Here is a 22,327-nt window from a genome sequence, read left to right as displayed (position 1 = left end):
AATGATATAGTCGATTTTAGGATAGTTCAAAATCGACTATTAACAGGGGTGTTATGGTGAAACTTGAGCAAAGGACAACGAATTGTGACTGATATAGGGTATGGTACAGACAACTCAGGACAGCTTAATCATCGGTGCAATAAGCCATCAGAACTCACTTCCCCAACCTCTACCACCGTTATCGATTCGGTACAACTTGAACAGGCTGATGTGTTAACCCGTTATTGGGCTTGGCAAGCGCCAACAGTTATCATCTCAGATGGTGCTTATGGATTAGGACTTTTCCCCGGTGATCCACCAACACCAACGGATTTAGCCGATTGGTATGCACCTCACATTAAAGCTTGGTCACGCTATTCTTTACCAGAGACAACATTGTGGTTTTGGTGTAGTGAAATTGGCTGGGCTACTGTTCATCCCATTTTGATCAAGGAGGGTTGGCAATACCGTTCGGTGAATGTTTGGGATAAAGGTGTTGCCCATATTGCAGGTAATGTGAATAGTAAAACAATAAGGCGTTTTCCTATTGTGACTGAAGTTTGCGTGCATTATGTTCGAGAGGTGCAACTTCAGACAGGTGATGGTTATCAATTACCGATGCAGCAGTGGCTACGTCATGAGTGGCTTCGGACTGGACTTCCTTTGAGTAAAACGAACGAAGCGTGTGGAGTCAAAAACGCGGCGACTCGTAAATATTTTACCAAAGATCATTTATGGTATTTTCCTCCACCTGATATGATGGAACGGATTGTCACTTATGCTAATCGCTATGGTAAACCGACCCAAATTCCTTACTTTTCAATTGAGGGTCAATCACCAGTGACAGCGGAAAAATGGTCAAAAATGCGAGCGAAATGGCATCATATTCACGGGATTACTAATGTTTGGTCAGAACCTGCAGTTCGAGGTAAGGAACGCCTGAAAAATCGGCAGTCAAAATGTCTTCATGGAAACCAGAAACCTTTACGTCTAATTGAACTAATTATTCTGGCGACTAGCGATTCTGGCGATGTGGTGTGGGAACCGTTTGGCGGAATGTGTTCAGCTGCCGTAGTGTCGTTACGAAAGGATCGGCGGTGCTACAGTGCAGAAATTCATCCTGATTACTATCAACTGGCGAAAGCACGGCTGGAGAAAGAGTACGAGCAAATTAATTCATTTCTGTTTCCGGAATTTCTCTAAGACTGGTAAGCGATAGTTTCTCTTATTGCTCACATCACTCTAGAAGCCAATTAAACAACTCTACCACAGTCAGATTAAAGTCTTTAGCAAATTCTGGAACGGGTAAATGTGCTTCTGGTTGATCAAAAACATCCGTTGGTCGATCTGAACGATAAACAAAGACTGATTACTTCTCTGGATCAATGAGCCATCCCATCTTGTTATCGTACTTCAAACAGTGCAGAATATTCTTAGTAACTTTTGTCTGGCTTTGGTCAGGCGAGAGAATTTCAATCGTCCAGTCAGGCGCGATCGCAAACACATTTGCTACCCTACCATTCTCCTGTCGGGGAATCCTATCCCAAGTAAATACAGCAATATCAGGCACAATTGAGCGTCCGCCAAATGTACACCGAAGTTCAGAAAACGCCCGCGCAATTCGCTTTGATCTGAGGGCGGTGTTAATGGCGGGGGCTAACTCAGTTTGAATGGCGCTATGTTATCCTTGAAGCATTGGTTTTTGGATAATTTGCCCGTCGATGTACTCGCTCGCAGGTTCGGTTTCTGGCTGTTCGAGAAACTCTTCTAATGTTAGGATTTAAGTCGGTGTTTGTACCATTAAGTTCCCTTTGCACGCAGACATTCACACGGTTTTTATCTGCTATTGTATCAAGCCCCTAAAGATTAAGGGCGGGTTTTGTTGAGCCGTTATCGGTGGGTAAGTTACCTATAATAGGGCACGATAGTATCGTGCCCCTACGAATGGTTATTTAGATGCCAAGCGTAACTTCTGGACTTATTATTCCTTCCCTACCACTGCTATAACTGGATCGACGCTTTAGAGTATAGGAATTTGAGTCCATTTTAATGGACTTTAGCTATAAGCCAAGAACTTGAGTTCTTGGCAGATACTATCCTCATCGATCATGCTACTATGACTAACTCGCTCTCCGCATCCACAGAAGGATTAACCATTGTAGACCGAGCCAGGAAACGTCGGGGCTGGACGAAAACTAGCACCGCCTGTTGGTGGGAAGATGCACATACCTCTAGAGCGACTCTACGCCGCTTTTGGCGCGGGGAACGGATTCAAAAGGATGCCTTTATTTCTATCTGTCAAGCCGTGGGTATCAGCGATTGGCAAGCGATCGCACAATTCCCAGAACGCCTAAACTCTAATGTACCCGAACTCAAGTCTCCCCTGATTGATTGGGATGAAGCGCCGGATCTGGATCATTTCTATGGACGAATTCAACCGTTAAATCAGTTAGAGGAGTGGATTACTAAAGATAATTGTAAACTGGTGGCAATCGTGGGCATGGGTGGGATTGGTAAAACAGCCTTAACTGTTGCTTTATGCGATCGCATCCAGTCGGACTTTGATTGTCTCTTATGGCGATCGCTAACTTACCAACCCTCCCTGCTAACGCTACTTGACAGTATCCTGAATACCTTTGAACCAACGGTTATTCAAGATATTCAGTCAGGAATAAGGCAACTGAGGCATCATCTCCAACAGCGTCGCTGTCTACTGGTACTTGATGGGTTTGATTCGGTGTTGCACCAGAAAGACAATATTGAGGACTACAGTAAATTGTGGCAAACCTTAAGCCGTAAACGCCATCAGAGTTGTATTCTAATCACCAGTCGCGAACAACTCCCCGGATTTGATGCGATCGCGGCTAACTCGAAAGGGGTTCGCTGTTTAAGGTTGCAAGGCTTAGAACAGGCTGATGCAATGGCATTACTGCAAACTGGCGGATTCACGGGTCAAGAACAGGGATTATCGGCTCTGTGTCAACTGTACCGGGGTAATCCATTGGCATTGAAAACCATAATACCGCTGATTCAGTCGATTTTTGCCGGGAATGTAAACGCATTTCGCCTCCAGAATACCATCGTCATCGGCGATCGCCTGGAAGCGTTACTCACCCAGCAATTCGATAGATTGTCTGAATCTGAGCGATCCATTGCCTACTGGCTGGCGATTTGGCAGGAACCGATCGCATTATGCCGATTACAAAGCCATTTGCTCTATGCTTCTGATCCGAGTGTCATTTTAACGGGGATTGCCACTTTGGAGACGCGATCGCTCCTAGAAAAACGATTCAGTGCTGATACACCCTCGTTTACCCTACAACCTATGGTCATGAAAGTCGCAACGGATCGACTAATAGAACAAGCCGTCAGGGAAATTACTCAGGTTATCCAAAGCGATGATATCAGCCACCTCCACATCTTGAGAACCCACTGGCTAATGCGCCCCGGTACTGATGATATTGCAGGCGATCGTCTTATATTTAAACTCCGGGAACAATTGTGGGCAACGTATGGCACGTCTCTATCTCAAACCCTGCTGCAAATTCTCTTCCGGCTACAGGATCGCTCTCCTCAAGTTGTGGGCTATGCCCGATGCAATCTCACGGCACTTCTTCAGGAGTTCTGAAGGTTTTGCCCAACTTACACTTAAGGTGACATCCTCCTACATTCAATCAAAGTAAGACATGTAGGCAACATTTAGTACAACCAAAGGTTAAACTTCCAGCGGTTTTATACTAAATTCAGAACAGACCACGTCACCGCCCCCACCATCCCATCTGCAGTCATCCCCTTTGAGCGCTGAAACGCAATAACAGCCGCTTTTGTCTTGGCACCATAGATCCCATCAGCAGGACCCGGATCAAAGCCTTCTTGCTGCAAAACCTCTTGGACTTGCTTCACTTGAGAACCCACGGAACCTTCCTGGAGTGGTAAAAACGGTTCTAACGGTTGATTGCGCCATTTTTGGGAAAACTCCACCAACGTCGCCTCAGATAGTTGGGCTTGTAACCACTGAATGGCTTGGGTTTGATGGGGGAGTTCCCGGTAATACTTATAGGTATCGAGGAGTTGAACCTGGGTGAAAGGAGTTGGTGGCTTCAACGGTGTACTTCCCCCCAGTGTTGTATCCGGCGCTGTCGGAGTCCCAGTGTCGATGGGAGGTGGCTGTGTCGGTTGAGACACCCGTTCTAACACCTTCCACGTATTCGGTCCAACCAAACCATCAGGTTCTAACCCATAAAACTTTTGGAACAAAACCACCGCATCTTCAGTACCCGCGCCAAAAATACCATCAATTGGACCCGGATTAAACCCTTGAGCGCTGAGAATTTGTTGGAGTTCTTTCACTCGTAATCCGGTGTCTCCTTCCCGCAAAACTTCGATAAAAGATGCCCCGAGTCGCTGACGGACTTCCTGGCGTAAGCGAGGTAATTGACTATATAACCAATCCCCAGGACATTGAGTGGGAGAAAAGTCGCGATGTCCGAGAATATTATCCGGGTTAATCTTAGTCGTTGAGCAAATCGAGGCGCACAATTCAACCAAACTATCCCACTGTTTGGCATTCATTTGATAGGTGATAAACGTGCCTTCATTTTCAATCCCTGGGGACTCATTCCCTTTATTACTCCCCGCATGGGATGAACGCACACTGCGTCCTTGTTTAGCCGCATTCAGACTTCCATGTCTGCCTTCTAGCAAATATCCGCCCGTTGTGTTCAAAAAATTGTGACCCGAATCAATCCAGCCAAAGCCATCCATGTGGGCAGTTTGAATGCTGCGGGCGAAGGTTTTAGCTCCCGTTAATGTCCCTCTGGAAACATCATTGGGGGGATTAGGAGTCGCTGTATGATGAATGATAATATATTGCGGTCTCGTTTGTCCGGGCCACTGTTTTGGGGGTCTAGCGCCCCATTCGTTCGTTGAAATAACACTCGCTGTAAATGCCATACCGATTGTCTCCCTCCATTCAATCTAAATCAGCCGTAAGTTCACTCAAACCAATCTGATTTGTTCTGATTCTACCTAATCCCTGCTCAGTAGAATGCGTTATCTTTTGTTCTTGTTTGCTATTCTACATTCGGGTTTACTACCACCGAACGCAAAATGACACCAGCACGGCAAACTGTATCCTTACCCGAAATCCAACTGTCTTATCTAGAGTGGAATCAAGGTTCAGAACCCTTGTTACTGCTCCATGGTTTAGCGGATCACGCTTTAGTGTGGTCGAGTTTAGCCGAGTATCTGGCTGAGAGCTATCATATCATCGCTCCCGATCTGCGGGGTCATGGGGAGAGTAGTAAGCCTGACGATGATTATACCTTTGCTAGTGCGATCGCGGACTTGGAAGCCCTCATGGATCACTTGGGATGGTCATCAGCCCATATTATCGGGCATTCCTGGACAGGAAAATTAGCCCCGATTTGGGCAAAACAGCATCCAGAACGGTTCCGCAGCATGGTTTTGGTTGATCCGATTTTTATCTGGAAAATGCCTAGTCTGCTCAAGGTTACATTCCCTTTGTTATACCGGGTTTTACCCTTTCTTAAAGGGATGGGTCCGTTTGAGAGTTATAAAGACGCCGAACAGAAAGTACGTCAGTTAAGTCAATATCAAGATTGGACGCCGTTACAGCAGCAAGTTTTTCAAGCCAGTATCGAGCAGAAACCCGATGGTTCTTGGGGGAGTAAATTTACCGTTGCTGCCCGTGATGGTACGTTTGAGGATGTGATGCTTATCGCCGGATTAACGGTTCCCATTCATATCCCCACCCTGTTTGTGCAACCGGAAAAAGGGGTGAATCGCCAAGACTGGCAACTGAAACCCTATAAAACCTATTTGAAAAATTTACAAGTTTGCCAGGTTCCTGGTAATCATTGGCCCTTTTTAGTCGCGCCAGAGGAGTTTAACCGAACGGTAGAAGCGTTTTTGGAACAACAAAAAGAGGCTTTCCCTCTGCCGGACGACGTTAAATAACAAACGTTGAATAAAAGTTATTGAAAGTGATAGCGGCAATGAGAGTGAAAACATTCTTTTTAGTTAATTTACCCTGAGGTAAGCAAGAGCAACAAATGATGATATCAGCGTTTCAATGTTTATTACTCTTGCCCCCTAAATAAAAGCAGCTTATCCTTGATTGCTGCAAGATGTAAGGTTTTGAGGATTGTTTACAAAAGTTAATATAGTTGGATTTATTTCTACCAACCTACTGACAAGATGGGGAATCAGCTCAATTGCTTGTCCTGTCGCTTTGTCAACTTCATTGTAAATTTTTGTAAACAAAATATAAGCATTCATTAAAGTTAAGAAAGAATTAAGAAAAGGTTGCTTTTAGGTAAAAACACCTGACAATAAGGTGGAAAATCTACTGGCTTGCCTTTGAACCTGCATGGAGGCTCGAATGCCAAACAGTGAATAATTACTATGAAAAATATCCATACTTCAACACCAATAACAGTAACTTTTCAGCCAATTAAAACTTTTAAATTTTTACTTTACTTTATTGTAGGGCTTACATTAGCCAATGTTTTAGTTCGTGTGATTGATGGTTTATTCGAGGATATTCCAGAAATATTTATACGGCTTTTCAATACTGACAAAGAACAAAATATACCTACTTTATTTTCTGGGTTTCTTTTGCTTTTTTGTTCGATAATGCTTTATAATATTTATAAATTTAACAAAAATACACGTTATTCTAAGCATTGGAAAGGTTTATCAATTATTTTTCTGTTAATGTCTATAGATGAAACATTGAGTTTCCATGAAACCCTTCAGTATTTTATCAAAAATATACTCAATATTAACACGAGTGGTTTTTTGTATTTCGCTTGGGTGATTCCTGGTGCAGCTTTTGTTTTAGTTTTTATAGTATGTTATTTAGGCTTTATCAAAAATCTTCCTCCAAGGTTTAAGCGACTGTTTCTGATTGCAGGAAGTCTCTATGTCACTATGTCACGGGTACTTTATTTCTAGAATTATTTGCTGGATATATAGTAGATCCAACGACGAATCATGATTTTGAATTTTACTTTTATCTCATTCAATCAACTTCTGAAGAATGTCTAGAGATGCTAGGTATCGCTATTTTTGCTTATGCCCTAATGTCCTACATTACTTCATATATCAAAGAAGCAAATTGGACATTCCGCATTACTTCGGACGACAATACTATCATTTCCCATAAAAAAGATATTTAGCATTTGGTTTAACATCAAAGTTTTAGTTTAAAAATAAATCACAATCTCTTCTATCTACTCTATCTATATTATCCCCCAATTAGGTCACTACTTTATGGGTAAATATAGTATAAATTAAATGAGTACAGCGGACAAAATTGATATCTAGGCACTTAATCTCTAGCACAAATTAATGGTATACGCTTTTTGAATACTCTCGTTTTATCACCTGCACTCTCATTCACGATACATTCTTAATGAGAGTCACAAACTACCAACATGACAAAACCTGCTCATTTGATGATTAAATCCCTGTATCAGGCAATCAACCGCAGGGATATTTCAGCCGCTATAGACTGCATCGATGATGAGTGCGTCTATGAGGATCTTAACTTTCCCCAACCCTTTCGCGGGAAAGCCGCCGTTCAGCAGCTTTTTGAAGAATCCTATCAAGGTGTACCCGATGACCTACTCTTTGTTATTGATGATATTACGACAGGAGATTCATCTTCCACAGGTGTCCTTTGGCATGTTGAACTGGATGGTATTCCCTTTCCCAATGGACGAGGGGTCAGCTTTTATCGTCTGTCTGAAACCACGGGTAAGTTAATTTTCGCCCGTGATGTGGTTGAACCGCCAATTAAACCCGGTAAAGTTGCATTCTGGATTATCCGATTAGTTACTCCTTTGGTACGACGGCTACTTAAACGCCAGCCAGAAACCCGTGCTACGGCTAAATCAGAACAACCTCAGCCATGGGTTGCGATCGCGTTGGCACTGGTGGCGATAGTCTATACTTATGTCCTCTTGCTTTCTCCACCTAATCAACTGCTTCCTGGAGAACCAATTTGGGCAATTCAACCCGAAACCTTACAGGAAATTCTGGATGAGTCGCTCAATTTTTTCTTGATCTTACCGATTCTCAATGCGGTGGGTATTCATGTCATGGAGTCACCGACGGTTCACCCTACCCTAGAAGCACTGTTCAACTTTGCCGAAGCCTGGATATTTATGTTCCTCCCCTTACTGTTACTTGACAAAAGGGGACGCCATCTCCCAAAAGTTTTGATGTGGAGTGTGGCAATGTTCCTGACAAATGTTATTCTTACACCTTATATGGCGCTGCGTTATACCGTTCCCCCTCCTCAAGAAAAGGATGAACCTGACAAAGACTGGCTAGCTCGTATTTTCGGATGGATAGGGCTAATTGTGGGTACTCTAGCTATTGTATGGGGTTTTGTGGGAAGACCGGAGTTTGGAGATTTAGCACAGAGGGCGCACTATTTTAGAGAACTGTTGATGAGTAACCGGGTGACTATCGCATTTTGTGTTGATTTGGTGCTGTTTTCCATTTTCCAGGGTGTACTGTTAACCGCCGTCATTCCCTCTGATAAAAGGGGGCGCTGGCTGCGATATGTTCCCTTCTGGGGATTGGCGGTTTGGCTGATTATCTGATTAGTGATTTGTCTTATGTCATTTGTCCTTTGTCCCAGTTTTTATGCCAATCATTGAACTTGCTGAAAGTGCAAAACGTGTCAAAATAGATAGATGTAAAGAAAGATGAATTTAAACCGATGGGAGAACAACTGAGTCAAGTCCTAGAACCGATCGCGGCGTGGTTTCGCACGTTAGGCGTTCCTGAACCGATTGTTCACTGGGGACATCCTGTCATGATGGGAATCGTGATATTTGTTCTCGGTAGTTTTGTCGCTTATGTGGGATGGCGTAGTCGCCTGACGAAGGATGGGGAAGTGGCGGTGAAAAGTCGTGCGTCTCACCGTCAGCTTGCACCGTTGATGTACCTGTTTATTGCGCTGGGGTATACCGGAGGCGTTCTTTCCCTGGTGATGCAGCATAAACCTATTTTTGAAAGTCCGCATTTTTGGACAGGTTCTTCTGCCGTCATTTTGTTAGGAATTAACGCGCTGATGACGTTTGGTTTTGGGGGTGACAAGAAGGAATCGTTTCGTACTGCTCATGCTTATTTGGGTAGTACAATTATGATCCTGCTCGTTGTTCACGTTGTCCTTGGTCTAAAACTGGGTCTTTCCATTTAAAACCTTAATATCAACAACTGCAAAATCGTTGTAATGCGTTAAGCGAAGCCATGCCGCAGGCTTTGCATCTTGCTCGCTACCCATGTCAACAACTCAATGGTGCAACTACAGTTAATGACGATCGCCTTCCATAATAGTCCTAATTGCCAAATCCAGCAGTTCAATCGCTTCATTTTCATAATGATAGGTTTTAAACTGTTGTCCAGATTCTATCCTTTCTAGACGCTTGGAGGGGCGTCGATTATAGTGGGATTGATAAAGCTGGAGCGCCAATGATCCAATCGAAGTCTTTTGCCCTTTAGTAGCATCAATATTGAGTTCACGGAGTCGCATCGCCACGCTAACAAATCGTTGATTTGGCGATGCTGGAGACTGGGTAGTTCTCACCTGATTCAATGCATCCATTAAGCTTTGATCAGACTCAGATAGGAGTAAAGGCAACTGAGTATATCGGCGCATTGGTCTATCGATACTAACAGCATACCTTAACGTTTCTGGTCTACCAACGGCGATAAATCCACCATAGCTGGCACGAGTCATTGTGGTGTAGAGAAGTTGCCGAGAAAGCATCCGGTGGTTTGAAGGCGACAGAGGCATAATTACATACTGGAATTCACTACCTTGAGCTTTATGGCAAGTTAGGCAAAACGAATGCATAATCTGCTCAAAAATGCCGGGAACATAATCAACAACCGCGCCGCCTTCAAATGCAACCTTAACCCGTTCTGGCTGGGATTTAGGATGAACCTCAATTACCCAACCCCCCTCGCCATTCATCACCGCCGGGATTGTATCATATCTATTTTTCAATTGAGATCACACCACGGCAAGAAAGACCAGTGGAACCCTTGTAGGGGCGACCCGCTTGCATCAAGAAAAAATTCCAGTCCACTCAATGGGGTCGGGTCGCCCTCGGCTCAACCGAGTGCATGTCAGGGAAAGCACAAAATGTTCAAGTTAACCCGCCTAGGTTGGGTTACTCGGAAAGAATTATCCGCCTAGGTTCCAGGGGTCTAACCTACAACATGATCGAGCTAAAACGTTATTCGACGACTTTCAGGATAGTTGAGAGAGCCGCCAGTTTAGTGGTATCAATACTGTGCCGACGACGAACTCGTACTGACGCTATTCTACCGCGAGACATTCGGTCTAAATCACCCAGCAAACTGTCGATAACTGCCACGGGACTCTCACTATCCGCACCTTCTGTGATGTCTTCCGTCAAACCCAGTGGAGTCCCCGATGCACCGCGACGTCTGGCAATGTCCTGTAACCCTTTCAACGCATCCCGTAAGGGTTCTGTACTGGTGAGAACCAAAAGTTCAAAGAAACCTGGGGGTTCCTGCACCACTAAGCGAAAATCCTTGGTCGGATCACCGATTTTCTGGGGAATCACCATCGACTCGCCACCGCCTAGTTTTGCTGCTTCTTCCGGCGCCCCCCAGGTTATCGGATGCAAGACATAGATATCACCATTGGCGAAAATGACTAGCACCCCGATATAAAGGCTGCGGTTTTCGTGGTTGTGAATCACTAACTCCACCTCAGTCCCTATCTGGAGTTGGGTTATCTCTGTTTCCAGGGTTTGGGTAACAAGTCCGGCTTCCGCCTCTGAGGGGCGTCCCGTACTCACAGAAGCACCTCGCCTCCCCAAGGGATTAATGTCAACGGTAATATTCAATTGAGAGGTATCGCTATTAAGGATAGAATGGAGTATCCGACCCGCCAATAACATGGTTAGACGGGGGCGTAGGCGTTGTACCGCTTGGATTATCGATTCCTCCGGTTGTCCAAAGGAATCGGGAACTGGCGTGAGTCCGGCGGAAAATAGCCCAATACTGCCGATGGATGCAGAGGTAACGATATCACGCTGACGGGCTTGCTGGAGCGACTCCTGACTCATTCGTCCCAGGAGATAGTCGGCGACTGTGCTAGTATTCACGGGGACAACGTTTACCCGTTCAATCGTTTCTAAAGCTGCTCTAGCCGCTTCCATCTGATTACCTAAAGACTCGTGCAGACCAATTTTTAACGCTAAGTTAGTGGGTACGCCGCGAATCCGTTCTCGCATCAGCGTTCCTGGGGGAATCGTCTGCCGTTGGCTGGATTTTAATCTACCATATCCGACTAAGCCAAGGCGATGGGTTTGCACAACTTCCCCGACAACCTGTCCTTTGGTATCAATCAGGTTAAATTCTGCCCCTTCTTCAAAGGCTTGTAAACTCTGAGAGGAAATCCCCCCTAACCAGAAAGTAACTTGATCTCCCTCGATACGACGCACCACGGCTTCGGCGGCGGGGGTATCCGGGTCAAGGAAGTAGAGGGGTTTTTGGGCATAGTCGCTACCTGGTTTAACCTGAAAGATGGGGTCTTGTTCTAGGTGCGAGGCTTGAGCCACATCCCGCGTACTCCGAGCTAGATTCGCAAAGACAGTAGCCAGGGGTTTATTGAAGGGCTGCTGCCAAAGGTAGCGGGTGAGGAGATAGGTAAACGCCCCGGCGTAGAAGTCGCCAAAGGGCGCATCCGCCGCCAGTTGATTTGCCTGGGCTGAACCTAGTGCCATTCCCTTGGCGATACCCTGGGTGCGTAAGGTTTTGAGTTGACTGGGTGACAATCCCAGTTTGGTCATCCACCGTTCTTGATAGGCTAACTCGGCGGCGCTGGGTTGAGCATTGTTTCCCGATAACCGAGAGTCGAGGGCGCGATAGACGAGGTTTCCCCTGGTACCACCGCCAGAGTGACAGCTATCGAGGACGACGGTGACTTTTTCTGTGTTTAGGGCAGACATCAATAGAAATAAAGTCTTGCCCATGATATCGTTGACGTGGACATTTTGAGTATTTTGCCGAGAATCATAGACAACCATGGTGCCGTTGTAACCCTGGATATCGGGATGAATGGGAATTGCATCGGGGTCAAGCACAAGGGAACCATGTCCGGAATAGTGGAAGACAACAATATCACCCGGTTGCGCTTGCTCGATTAAGTGCGTCTCAAAGGCATCGAGGAGGTTCTGGCGTGTGGGTTTATTTGGGGTATCGTCGGTTAATAGGAGAATGTCCTTGGGGTTAAAGCCAAAGCGATGCACCAGGAGTTCGTATTGCATCTCGACATCGGTAAGACAGCCACGCAGGGAGGAAATTCCGGGGGGATATTTGTTGATACCGACAAGGAGTGCTAGTTTACGGGGTGTCTGTTGAGCGAGAACACGGGTATACTGGTGAGCTTGACGGTGGAAGTCGAGTTGGCTCAAGCCCAGAGTGGCGAGGGTGGAGCCAGCGAATTGCAAAAACTGACGACGTTTGATTGGTGACATAATTGGTTTAAGTTGCGGTAAATTGTACCAATCGAGATTTTAGGCTAAAGCCCTAACTACGAACTCCATTAAGTAGGTGGGGACAATTAAAGTTAACGGTGGGGATCGTCATTCGTCATTCGTCATTTGTAAGGGTTTGAGGCTTGTTAAAACAACTTAACATGGTTGAGTTTATGTCCACCAACCTACTTACAGTCCATTACCAATAAGAATAAAGGGCGCCCAATAATAGGGATGGCTCAGATTCGTCGTCACGCTGGCGGGTAAGCCTTCAGGACTTTGTAACAAAAGTCCCGCTCGTTCTATATCTTCAACGGAAAAGTTTCCCCTCAATAAAGCCAGTTGTGCTTGTCGCAAGGCTTCAGCTTTAGTGACAGGGTTTTGTTCAGTTCCTTGAGCCAGATTGTTGTAAAATTGTTGCATCTTTAAGCTAGTGCTGGCATCATTCACTTTCCACAGAGAAGCCATCACCGCATCGGCTCCATTACTGAGGAAATAGTAAGCCACACTAGCAATCTCTACACCGTCTGGGCGCGAACCCGCTAAGGTTGTTTCGCAAGCAGAAAGTACGACGAGATGAATGTCCTGTAACTGAGTTAACGTTTGAATGTCGGGAATTCTTAGCTGTTCACCATCGCCTAACAACAGAAACGAGTCATCCGCACTACCCGGAACAAATACTCCGTGAGTCGCTAGATGTAAAATCTTGTGTCCCGTCAAATTATCCCGCAAACTGCGATAGTCAAACGTATCATTAAGAAACGTTTTCCCTGGATAAATCCCTAGATCATCATCGGTTGTTTGGCGCACAATGGCATTGAGTTCAGTTTGGACGTATGGCAAGGAGGAGAAACCACCAATCGCATCAGATACACCCATGGCTAGGACGGGGATATCTTGAGTATCCACAGGAAGGCGAGCGCCAATATTGGTTAAATCGGCTGAGAAGATGGTCGAGATGGTATAATTCTCAATCAAGTAGTTTTCCCCATCCGACAAAGCACTCATAGGAATATATCGCGTTACCCGATCTAAAGCGAACACTAAGTTCTGCACCTGGTTTTGCTTCAGTTCAGCAGCAAAGGGTTTAACTAACCAATCGTAGAGTTGTGTTCCCGTTTCTTTAATTTCGGCAATATCCGAGCGGTTATTTTCCAATAATCTCCGGAATTGGTTAACCGTTTCTCCTAACTCGTCTTCTCCAATATCAACTTCTTGTTTATGGACAACTCCCCCTTCTGAGAACATGATTAACCAGAGTCTTTCCTCTAGCACTAACGGGTAAATTAAGACGGTATGCGGTTGAGCTTCTACAATTTCCCTGGCTTTGGCGAGTTTCCTGGGATCGAAGAACAGATCATCCGTCGCCCGGTTGGAGCGAATTTCTTTTTCAATGGTTTTCAAGTTTTGATTAAACTCACGGATTAAAACAGTCAGACGGTCATTTAACTCACCTTTTTCAGTACAATTCGTCCGTTCACATTCATTAATTTGTCGTCCTAAAGCAATTAGGGATTGGCTTTCAGCTTGAACCTTTTTCTCGGCTTCGCTGAGAAGTACATCCGGTTGGTCATCTGTTGAGACTGTACCTCTGGCTAAATCACGAATTTCCTGTATCTTCAACAGTTCCAATACCTGATGGGCTTCCTTATCTCGCCCTTGGGATAATAACAAGTCCGCTAATTGGCGATAAATATCAGCGGTTGTCAGTCCGTCAAAATCAATTATGGCTTGTAGAGCAGACTCTTGTAACTGGGGCGGTAGTTCTTGATTAATCCGCCGAATTTCTTCAAAGTCATTGATCGCTTGTTTGTAATAGGTAATAGCAATATTAGGTTGATCTAACTCTGCATAAACCCGCCCCAAACCTGCATAGCTATAAGATTTATCACCAATGACTTCCTCAAGCGTATTGATAGCTAATGCCTGTTGGTAAGTCGCGATGGCTTCTTGTTTTCTGCCAAATCTACGGTGTAGACTACCGATGAGGTTCAGTGCCTCCCTTTCTAAGGGAAGATTTTGGACATTTCGAGTGAAGGCTAAAAAAGCTTGGGCTGATTCCATGGCTTTTTGATCATCCCCTAATTCAGCATAACCAATACTTAGCACCACGTTAGCAATTATTTCTAGAAAAGGCTGTTTAATTTCCTGGGCGATAACTAACCCTTGTTGAGCGAAATCAAGGCTTTTTTCAGCTTCTCCTTGAGCAAAGTAATTTAAAGCGATCATTGTCAAAACGATACTTTCGTCATGACGATTTTGCAGTGTCCGCAAAATGGGTAGCGCTTGCTGATAGTACTCACGGCTTGTCTGGTAATCTCCCAAATTTAAATAAGTAGTCCCTAAAAGGGTTAATGGTAATGTCTGCGCTCTAGGACTGTTGTTGTCCTGAGCGATTTTTAAACTTTTTTGATATAGCTCCAAAGCTTGCTGATAATCCTTGAGCGACGTATAAACATTACCCAGCCTTGCTAGCGCCAACCACTCTAAAGCCGGATTTTGAAGTTCTCGACCTATTGTCAAACCTTGCTCAATCAACTCTTTGCCTTTGCTGTGTTCTCCAATAAGGTTGTAAGCATTGCCCAAATTAATGAGTAACTCCGCTTCAGAATAGCGATTATTCAATTTCCGAGCTAGGGCTAAACGGGGTTCGGCAACACTAATAACATTTTGATAATCTCCGAGTGCGGCGTAAGCTTCACTAAGAACCGTTGAAGCCTCAACTTCTCCAAAGAAGTTTTTTGTCCGTTGGGAAATGTCTAAACTCCTTTGCGCCAATTCAACCGCCTGCTCGTATTCTCCCCGGTAATTATGGATTTGAGCTAATCTGGTTAAAGCTATCTGCTCATTGCTGGTAACTTGTCTTTGCTGCGCTAATGCTAAAGCTTCTTTCCCATATTCAGTTGCTTTCTCTGTATCTCCCAGCCAAAGATAATTGGCACTCAACTTCGTTAAAGCTATGACTTCAAAGCCATTTAACTGATTCTGCCTAATTAGGGTCAAAACTTGCTGCGCTAACTCTAATGATTTTTCATAGTTGCCCTGGCTTTTGTAAATATCTCTAAGCTGATCTAAGGCATCCCGTTCTAGATTTGGATTGTCCAACGCTTTAGCAATTTCCCATACTTTGTTGGCGGCATCCAGCGCTAAGGTATGATCGCCTTGCTGGTTGTAAATTTGACTCAACTTGTCCCAGGCTTTCGCCTCTAGCTGAGGATGTTTTATTGTTTTAGCAATCGATAAAGCTTGTTGAATTAACTCCACAGCTTGAGCAGAATCTCGGAACAAAGTATATACATTAGCCAACTGAATCAGCGCCTCTGCTTCTTTATCCGATTTCGCGATACTTTGCGCCCAACTTACGTTTTGCTGAGCATACTCAAGCGCTTTATCGAAGTCTCCAAGATTGATGTAAACCTGGATTAAAACCTTCAATGCATTGTTTCGCAAGTTCAACGCTGTGTCTTGTAAATTAGGTGCTAGTTCAGAACTATTTATTTCTCCGGTTATCACTAATGCTTGCTGGAGTAACTCGATCGCCTTCTCATAGTCTTCCACCACACTATAAGTACTAGCCAGACTAATTAAAGATAGCGTTTCTGAAAATGGATCTTTGAGTTGTCGCGCAATATCTAAATCTCGCTTATAGAATTCAATCGCCTTGGCATAATCTCCCAGTGAAATATACACGGGAGCAAGAACCGATAGAAGAAAAGCCTCTGCTTCTAAATTTTCAGACTGTCGCGCAATAATTAGACCTTGTTCGGCAAACTCTTGGGCTTTTGGCAAATCTAACAAATCGTAGTAGATAGAACCAATTTTTGCATAAGTATTACTTTCTATCCGCCTGATCTCTTGTTTATTTATTGAATCTTGTAGTTCTCTAGCAATATTTAACGCTTCTGGAACTAAAGCAATGATCGTTTCGCTTTGTTTAAGAGCAAGAGAATAATCTTTTTGTTCATGGGCAGAACCGACACTTGCATAATACACTCTCATCATTTGAAGGATCGTGTTTAGTTGTGCTGTGCGATCATTGAGAGGTTGTTGCTGAATGGCTAATGCTTGTTTAAAGTATTCAATTGCCAGATCATATTTTTCTTGCCTAGAGTAACTAAAGGCTATGAATGATAGAAGTTGAGATTGTTGTAATTTATCCTCTAGTTCTCGTGCAAGGATGAGTCCTTGCTGATAAAAGTCTAACGCACTGATGTAATCACCTTCCTGGTTATAACTATTGCCGAGAAACGTCAGGATAAGAGCTTCTTGCGACTTATCATTGAGTTCTCTGGCAATAGGTAAGGCTTGCTGATAAAATTCCACTGCTAATTCATATTTTTCTTGGATAAAATAAGCCAATCCTATTTGCAAAAGAATACTACTTTCTAATGGACGAATTCCGGCATCTTGAATTAGGGGTAAAGCTTGCTGGTAATGTTCCAAGTAGCGGTCATAGTCTTCTAAATTGTAATAAGCGTATCCTATCGCCAGTAAACTTCCACCCTCACCCGCACGGTTACCAATCTCACGGCTAAGAACTAACGCTTTCTTTGACCACTCCAAAGCGCGAGAATAGTCTTCCAGGCTTTCATACGCCCAGCCGATTCTTCGCAAAGTTATTTCGGCATGAAATTTATCCCCGACTTCTTCCTGTATCGCCAGAGCTTGCTGTAAGCTTTCTAAGCCTTGGGACGATTGTTGTAAGCTAAAAGCGTAAACAGCGCCAATATTACTGAGAGTTTTGCCTTCTCCGCTGCGATCCTGTAATTCTCGACGAATAGAAAGCGCTTGCTGCAAGGTTTCTAAGGCTTGATCAGAGTCCTTTAAGCCGTAATAGGTTATACCCAAGTTATCTAAGGTTTCTCCCTCTCCAGCACGGTCTTTGAGTGCTATGCGAATGGAGAGTGCCTGCTGTAAGCTGGCTAAAGCGGCTTCATATTGCCGCAACCAGTAATAAACCTCACCGATATTATTGAGGGTTTGCCCGATTCCCGCCTGATCATTGAGGGCTTGTTGTATTTCTAGCGCTTGTTGATAGGTTGCCAACGCCTGTTGGTATTGCCCTCGACGGTATTCCTGCACTCCCTGTTGGAAGAGTCGTTCCGCCTCGGCTTTTTGATCTTCTACCGTTTGCGCCTGGGCAACAAGTGGCGCAATGCTACCCATGGGAATGACAGGAGCAGTCACTGACAGGAGTGCTGTCACCCAAACTAAGCTCAGATATTTCAGTTGGTATTGCATCGCTGGAATTGCCAAGGTATATAAGGAATTATAACCGTCTCGTTCTCCTATCTCTCAGTCAGGGGGAGGTTATGCAAAAGGATAGACATAAGCACAGACGTTATATATCGTAGGGGCGCACTGACGTGCGCCCTTTACAGAGATGTAATATCATGTCCGGTTGAATACTTAGGCATGAAGAGCCACTAAAGTGGCTACTACAAACAGGCTATTACAAACAGGCTATTACAAACAGCGCGATCGCACGTTTCCTTTAACGCCAATCCTCCCAATCTTGATTAAAAATTGACGTATCCGGAAACGCCGTCGGATTATTATTCCGTTCTAACCGTCGCCGCAACACCTGCAACTGCGGATCATGGGGTGGAAGTCCATCCACTAATTCAAACGGTGCAATCCCCTTCTCCAACGCAAACGCCGCCGTTGTTCCCACTCCTGCACCCGATGACCATTCAAAGGAATGCACCCGATACGCCGCCGCCGCAATATGACTCGTGGCAATACTTTTCCCCGCCACTAACATGTTGTCAATCTTTTGCGGAATCATCGCCCGCAGGGGAATTTGAAACGGATAGGCTTGACCCGCCCCCTGGCGTTCCCCCTCCCGTTCCGTATTTCCTGGCGCTTCTGGGGGAGAGAAACTCATGCAGGGGTGAAAATCAATGGCATAATGTCCAATTCCCACAGAATCGGGATAGATTGTCGAACGAGTACGTCGATTCACCTCATCCGGTGATACCTCACCCTGAATCACCGAAATCGCTTCCCGCCCCGCCAAAGCCGTCCATAACTGGCGATACATTTTGGGAGATAAGGTTTGACGGTAATAATCCTCCCGGTAATTGCGGCGAGACATATCAATTTCCCATATCGTAAACCCCTCCGGATACCCATAAGCAGGGCGTCCAATAATTCGCCGCCCTTCCCGCATATAAGGATACTTGGATAACCCATGCACTGTTCCCATGGGAGAGTCTAATCCGGATAAATAACGATAAGTGGGATGGGGTTCCTTCACCCCATCACCGAGTTGGGAGTCCGTATTTCCCGCTACTAACCAATAGAAATACCCCAGGGAGAGTTCCTCTGCTTTGCGTAAACTCTCGGTTCGCAAACCCCCCAGCCAGCCTCCAGGGGCTAACTGTCCCGTCGCTTGCAATTGGTCAGGAGTATAAACCAGGTTATCCACCTCTGTACCGGGACGGTAGTCATTTCCCCACGTCCAGTTTTGCATGGAGATATCTCCGACGGTGGGCGCAGTAAAGGAAATTCCGCCAAATTTCTCTGGTTCACCTGTTTTCGGACTCCAAATCCGCCGATAGGTAAACACTAAATCAAAGTCAGCTAAGCGGGATAATTCATAGCTATAATAGGGTTCGTATTGGGGGTAAAAGGACGGCATTTCATGGCTTTGCGGTTCCTGCGTGGCTTCCATAGCAAAGGTGTAGGTAAACCCCTGAGTGCAATAAGGATTCCCTGTAACACTGGAAGACGAGGGTTCGAGATAAGAACGGGGGTCAATTCCCAGGCGGTAGGGAACATCGGCTAACCCAATCAGTTCCCCGGTTTCTGTGGCGTCCACAACATACCAGTCTGGGGCGTTTCCGGGTTCTGGGTTTTGGGGAACGAAGCGGATAATGGTTTTGTCAAACTGGGGAGAATCTTGGTACTGATACCAATCTTCAATGGTTTGTGATAGAGGAAATGTGTTCAGGGGGGGTGCATCAGGGGTGGGTTGATGCTGAATCGCGATCGCACTTTTAATCAAGTTCCCGGTAGGATTGTAGTCGAGTTCCTTAATCACCGTGGAGGGAAACCACTTCAGTGTCCCTTTCCCCCGTTTGGCTGCATCCTGCAACATATCCAAGAGGATAGCATGGGCGTCACTGGGAATAAAACAGGATTCACTCACCCAACAATCCCCCGGATTCAGTTCCCCATATTTGCGTCTAATCCGTTCCCGCAATTCCAAATAACCGCGAGAATAGAAAAGGCGCGATCGCTGAGTCGGGCGTTCATCCAGTGCAGAGGTTCCCTGGGACGAAATCTGTCCCCCTACCCAGTCGGTAATCTCAGTTAAGCAAACCGTTCGTCCCGCGAGTAACCCTTCATAAGCCGTCGCTGCACCCGCTAATCCACCGCCAACCACCAAGATTTCACAGGTGACGGTTTCATCGGGCGTGCCATCGGAAATGCTACGGGCAATTGGGGCGAAGGATAGTAGAGAAATCAGGCTACAAGACAAGGAGATGATAGATTTTCCGGCAGATACACGTCGAGAACGCTTCATAAGAGTTAAAATGCAGTGCGTATCAGATGTTACATTACAGTGGATGCCTTGACGTTGCCATCCCCCAATAAGTTCATCTCCTCAACGAAATCTTTTTGTATTATAATTGTAGTATATTGATGTTATTTAGCGCTAGAGGCGCATATTTATGCCTTACGAACAACTGAAACTGCCCACCGATAAGCCCGTTTTATCCTGGGCAAATCATGATTTAGGTCATGAAGAAACCCAGATGGCAAAAAATGTAGCATCTTTGCCTTTTGTGTTTAAACATGTGGCGTTGATGCCAGACGTTCACTTAGGTAAAGGGGCATTAGTTGGATCGGTTCTTGCCACCAAAGATGCGGTTATTCCTGCCGCTGTCGGTGTCGATATTGGCTGTGGAATGGCAGCGATTAAAACGCCATTTAAGGCAGAACAAATTGAGGGAAAACTCAAGAAGATTCGCTTAGATATTGAAGCCGCCATTCCGCTTGGATTTAACCAAAATAAAGAGGTGGAAAAAGATGCCAGCAATTGGCAAGGCTGGACACATTTCAAAGACTTACATCGCGGTGTGCAGGATGTGCAAGGAAAAGCGATGAAGCAGTTGGGTTCTCTGGGCGGCGGAAATCACTTTATTGAACTGTGCCTCGATACAGAGGATTCCGTGTGGTTAATGCTACATTCTGGTTCTCGTAATATTGGCAATCGCTTGGCGCAATGTCACATTAGCACCGCGAAGGAATTAGCGAAACTGGCAGAAAATCGCTTACCTGATCCAGATTTAGCCTACTTTATTGCTGGAACTCCAGAATTTGCCGCCTACTGGCGAGATTTACAATGGGCGCAAAATTATGCCCGTTACAATCGCGATGTGATGATGGCGCGTTTTAAGCGAATTGTGGAAAAATATTTGGCGGGAGGTAAGCCAATCAAGCCATTGTTAGAGGTGAATTGCCATCACAATTATGCCGAGAAAGAAGTCCATTTTGGGGAAGATGTGTATGTGACGCGCAAGGGTGCAGTACGGGCGCGTGAGGAAGATTACGGGATTATACCAGGTTCGATGGGGGCAAAGTCGTTTATTGTTAAAGGGAAAGGGAATCATGCAAGTTATTGCAGTTGTTCCCATGGCGCAGGGCGTTTGATGTCTCGGAAAAAGGCAAAGAAACAGTTTTCCCTGGATGATTTGGTGACACAAACTCAAGGAGTTGAATGTCGCAAAGATGGCGGGATTTTGGATGAGATTCCCGGCGCATATAAACCCATTGATGAAGTGATGAATAATCAAGCAGATTTGGTGGAGGTGGTGGCGACGCTAAAGCAGGTAGTTTGTGTGAAAGGTTGATTTGTAGTTAATTTGTAGGGTGGGCATTGCCCACCTTATTTGTTGGTATCAAATTCGCTTGTATAACCTCCCCTAAGGTTGGGTGGCTAGAAGTATAGCTTGGGATAAAATTCCATAACCTAAAGCTTACAGTATAAATATTTTAAGCAATTTTAACTCACATCTTGCACCATTATAAACAAGTCAAATTGTAGGGTGAGGAGAGCGAAGTGTAACGCACCGTTGCTCTAGAATAGTCATAGCCACTGTCTTACTTCATCAATAATGCCTGAAACTATTACCGCCATCTACGAAAATGGAGTGCTGCGCCCCTTAACTCCCTTGCCCCTGCAAGAACATCAAACCGTGCAGATTCAGATTTTGCCTGAAGATTCAGTAACTCAACTTGAACGTATCAGCCAATCCTTAACGGCGGCTGGACTGGTTACCCCTCCTCCTCATCGAAGCGATGTTGAACCTGTCTGTGAAGCTACTTGGCAAGAATTGACCGAAAAACTGAAAGCTATGCCAGGTAAGCCCTTGTCTGAAATCATTACAGAGGATCGGGGCGAATGGTAAATGCTTACTTCCTGGATAGCAGCGCCCTAGTCAAACATTATATACCGGAAACAGGTAGTGCCTGGATACAAGCGATCGCGGATACGGCAACAGGTAACCTATTATTTATTACCCGGATTACTTGGGTAGAAGTCCTTATAATTATCCCTAAAACATTTATACACTCATCAAACTCAGCCGATAAATATAGTAACGTTAACTCCCAAAATTCGTCGCTATAAGGGCGCACGTCTATCATGGGTGTCAACTTAAGCCACATTACCCACGATAGGATACTGGGTGTGGGGTATGGGGTGTGGGGTGTGGGGGAAAGCGAGCAATTTTGGCTCACTATGTATTAAACGGAGCCTGTTTGAAAAAAACATTGTGGATGAA

Annotated in this window: 14 protein-coding genes and 1 pseudogene; 9 read left to right on the top strand and 6 right to left on the bottom strand. The window is 45.1% G+C overall.

Features of this window, described 5'->3' with window-relative positions; translation table 11 throughout:
• The first annotated feature begins 84 nt into the window (after positions 1-84).
• Positions 85-1,182 (top strand): DNA methyltransferase, encoded by a 1,098-nt coding sequence (locus RIG66_RS30555; protein ID WP_446383388.1) that lies wholly within the window; start codon positions 85-87, stop codon positions 1,180-1,182.
• Positions 1,183-1,216: 34 nt separating this feature from the next.
• Here RIG66_RS30555 and RIG66_RS30550 read toward each other — a convergent pair.
• Positions 1,217-1,759 (bottom strand): annotated as a pseudogene (locus tag RIG66_RS30550) (Uma2 family endonuclease).
• A gap of 336 nt (positions 1,760-2,095) precedes the next feature.
• Between RIG66_RS30550 and RIG66_RS30545 the strand changes: the two are divergent.
• A complete protein-coding gene (locus tag RIG66_RS30545; protein WP_446383386.1) occupies positions 2,096-3,607 on the top strand; it encodes an NB-ARC domain-containing protein in 1,512 nt (503 codons plus the stop codon).
• Between the two features lie 104 nt (positions 3,608-3,711).
• Here RIG66_RS30545 and RIG66_RS30540 read toward each other — a convergent pair whose 3' ends face one another.
• Positions 3,712-4,932 (bottom strand): peptidoglycan recognition protein family protein, encoded by a 1,221-nt coding sequence (locus RIG66_RS30540; RefSeq protein WP_446383384.1) that lies wholly within the window; start codon positions 4,930-4,932, stop codon positions 3,712-3,714.
• Positions 4,933-5,088: 156 nt separating this feature from the next.
• Here RIG66_RS30540 and RIG66_RS30535 point away from each other — a divergent pair, with 156 nt between their 5' ends.
• From RIG66_RS30535 to RIG66_RS30520, 4 genes are all read left to right on the top strand, one after another.
• Complete coding sequence (locus tag RIG66_RS30535; RefSeq protein ID WP_446383382.1) at positions 5,089-5,958, top strand: alpha/beta fold hydrolase; 870 nt, start codon at positions 5,089-5,091, stop codon at positions 5,956-5,958.
• A 447-nt stretch (positions 5,959-6,405) separates the two neighbouring features.
• Entirely contained in the window at positions 6,406-6,957 is a 552-nt protein-coding gene (locus tag RIG66_RS30530) for a hypothetical protein (protein WP_446383380.1), read from the top strand.
• Between the two features lie 482 nt (positions 6,958-7,439).
• Positions 7,440-8,615 (top strand): nuclear transport factor 2 family protein, encoded by a 1,176-nt coding sequence (locus tag RIG66_RS30525; RefSeq protein ID WP_446383378.1) that lies wholly within the window; start codon positions 7,440-7,442, stop codon positions 8,613-8,615.
• A gap of 119 nt (positions 8,616-8,734) precedes the next feature.
• Entirely contained in the window at positions 8,735-9,217 is a 483-nt protein-coding gene (locus RIG66_RS30520; protein WP_446383376.1) for a DUF4079 domain-containing protein, read from the top strand.
• Positions 9,218-9,328: 111 nt separating this feature from the next.
• On the opposite strand, the gene RIG66_RS30515 is transcribed toward RIG66_RS30520, so the two are convergent.
• The 4 genes from RIG66_RS30515 to RIG66_RS30500 form a co-directional block, all read right to left on the bottom strand.
• Positions 9,329-10,027, bottom strand: a complete 699-nt coding sequence (locus RIG66_RS30515; protein WP_446383374.1) for an ATP-binding domain-containing protein — start codon at positions 10,025-10,027, stop codon at positions 9,329-9,331.
• 232 nt (positions 10,028-10,259) lie between these two features.
• Entirely contained in the window at positions 10,260-12,533 is a 2,274-nt protein-coding gene (locus tag RIG66_RS30510) for a caspase family protein (protein ID WP_446383372.1), read from the bottom strand.
• A 189-nt stretch (positions 12,534-12,722) separates the two neighbouring features.
• The gene (locus tag RIG66_RS30505; RefSeq protein ID WP_446383370.1) at positions 12,723-17,789 is read right to left on the bottom strand and encodes a tetratricopeptide repeat protein; all 5,067 of its coding nucleotides are present in this window, start codon (positions 17,787-17,789) and stop codon (positions 12,723-12,725) included.
• Positions 17,790-18,027: 238 nt separating this feature from the next.
• On the bottom strand, positions 18,028-20,064 hold the full coding sequence (locus RIG66_RS30500) for an FAD-dependent oxidoreductase (RefSeq protein ID WP_446383368.1): 2,037 nt from the start codon (positions 20,062-20,064) through the stop codon (positions 18,028-18,030).
• A gap of 148 nt (positions 20,065-20,212) precedes the next feature.
• On the opposite strand from RIG66_RS30500, the gene RIG66_RS30495 reads away from it, so the two are divergent.
• From RIG66_RS30495 to RIG66_RS30485, 3 genes are all read left to right on the top strand, one after another.
• Positions 20,213-21,394, top strand: coding sequence for an RtcB family protein (locus RIG66_RS30495; protein ID WP_446383366.1), 1,182 nt, complete (start codon positions 20,213-20,215; stop codon positions 21,392-21,394).
• A gap of 264 nt (positions 21,395-21,658) precedes the next feature.
• The gene (locus RIG66_RS30490) at positions 21,659-21,952 is read left to right on the top strand and encodes an antitoxin family protein (RefSeq protein ID WP_446383364.1); all 294 of its coding nucleotides are present in this window, start codon (positions 21,659-21,661) and stop codon (positions 21,950-21,952) included.
• Positions 21,946-22,173, top strand: a complete 228-nt coding sequence (locus RIG66_RS30485) for a hypothetical protein (RefSeq protein WP_446383362.1) — start codon at positions 21,946-21,948, stop codon at positions 22,171-22,173. The genes RIG66_RS30490 and RIG66_RS30485 overlap by 7 nt, the downstream gene beginning before the upstream one ends.
• Positions 22,174-22,327: the final 154 nt, after the last annotated feature.

This window comes from Coleofasciculus sp. E2-BRE-01 (assembly GCF_040221695.1).
Classification (GTDB): Bacteria; Cyanobacteriota; Cyanobacteriia; order Cyanobacteriales; family Coleofasciculaceae; genus Coleofasciculus.
This window is presented reverse-complemented; position numbering and strand designations above follow the sequence as displayed.

Excerpts from the sequence above, each read along its gene's own strand:
- RIG66_RS30545 (WP_446383386.1), top strand. The coding sequence starts at position 2,096 with ATGACTAACTCGCTCTCCGCATCCACAGAAGGATTAACCATTGTAGAC.
- RIG66_RS30540 (WP_446383384.1), bottom strand. The coding sequence starts at position 4,932 with ATGGCATTTACAGCGAGTGTTATTTCAACGAACGAATGGGGCGCTAGA.
- RIG66_RS30535 (WP_446383382.1), top strand. The coding sequence starts at position 5,089 with ATGACACCAGCACGGCAAACTGTATCCTTACCCGAAATCCAACTGTCT.
- RIG66_RS30530 (WP_446383380.1), top strand. The coding sequence starts at position 6,406 with ATGAAAAATATCCATACTTCAACACCAATAACAGTAACTTTTCAGCCA.
- RIG66_RS30525 (WP_446383378.1), top strand. The coding sequence starts at position 7,440 with ATGACAAAACCTGCTCATTTGATGATTAAATCCCTGTATCAGGCAATC.
- RIG66_RS30520 (WP_446383376.1), top strand. The coding sequence starts at position 8,735 with ATGGGAGAACAACTGAGTCAAGTCCTAGAACCGATCGCGGCGTGGTTT.
- RIG66_RS30510 (WP_446383372.1), bottom strand. The coding sequence starts at position 12,533 with ATGTCACCAATCAAACGTCGTCAGTTTTTGCAATTCGCTGGCTCCACC.
- RIG66_RS30500 (WP_446383368.1), bottom strand. The coding sequence starts at position 20,064 with ATGAAGCGTTCTCGACGTGTATCTGCCGGAAAATCTATCATCTCCTTG.
- RIG66_RS30495 (WP_446383366.1), top strand. The coding sequence starts at position 20,213 with ATGCCTTACGAACAACTGAAACTGCCCACCGATAAGCCCGTTTTATCC.
- RIG66_RS30490 (WP_446383364.1), top strand. The coding sequence starts at position 21,659 with ATGCCTGAAACTATTACCGCCATCTACGAAAATGGAGTGCTGCGCCCC.
- RIG66_RS30485 (WP_446383362.1), top strand. The coding sequence starts at position 21,946 with ATGGTAAATGCTTACTTCCTGGATAGCAGCGCCCTAGTCAAACATTAT.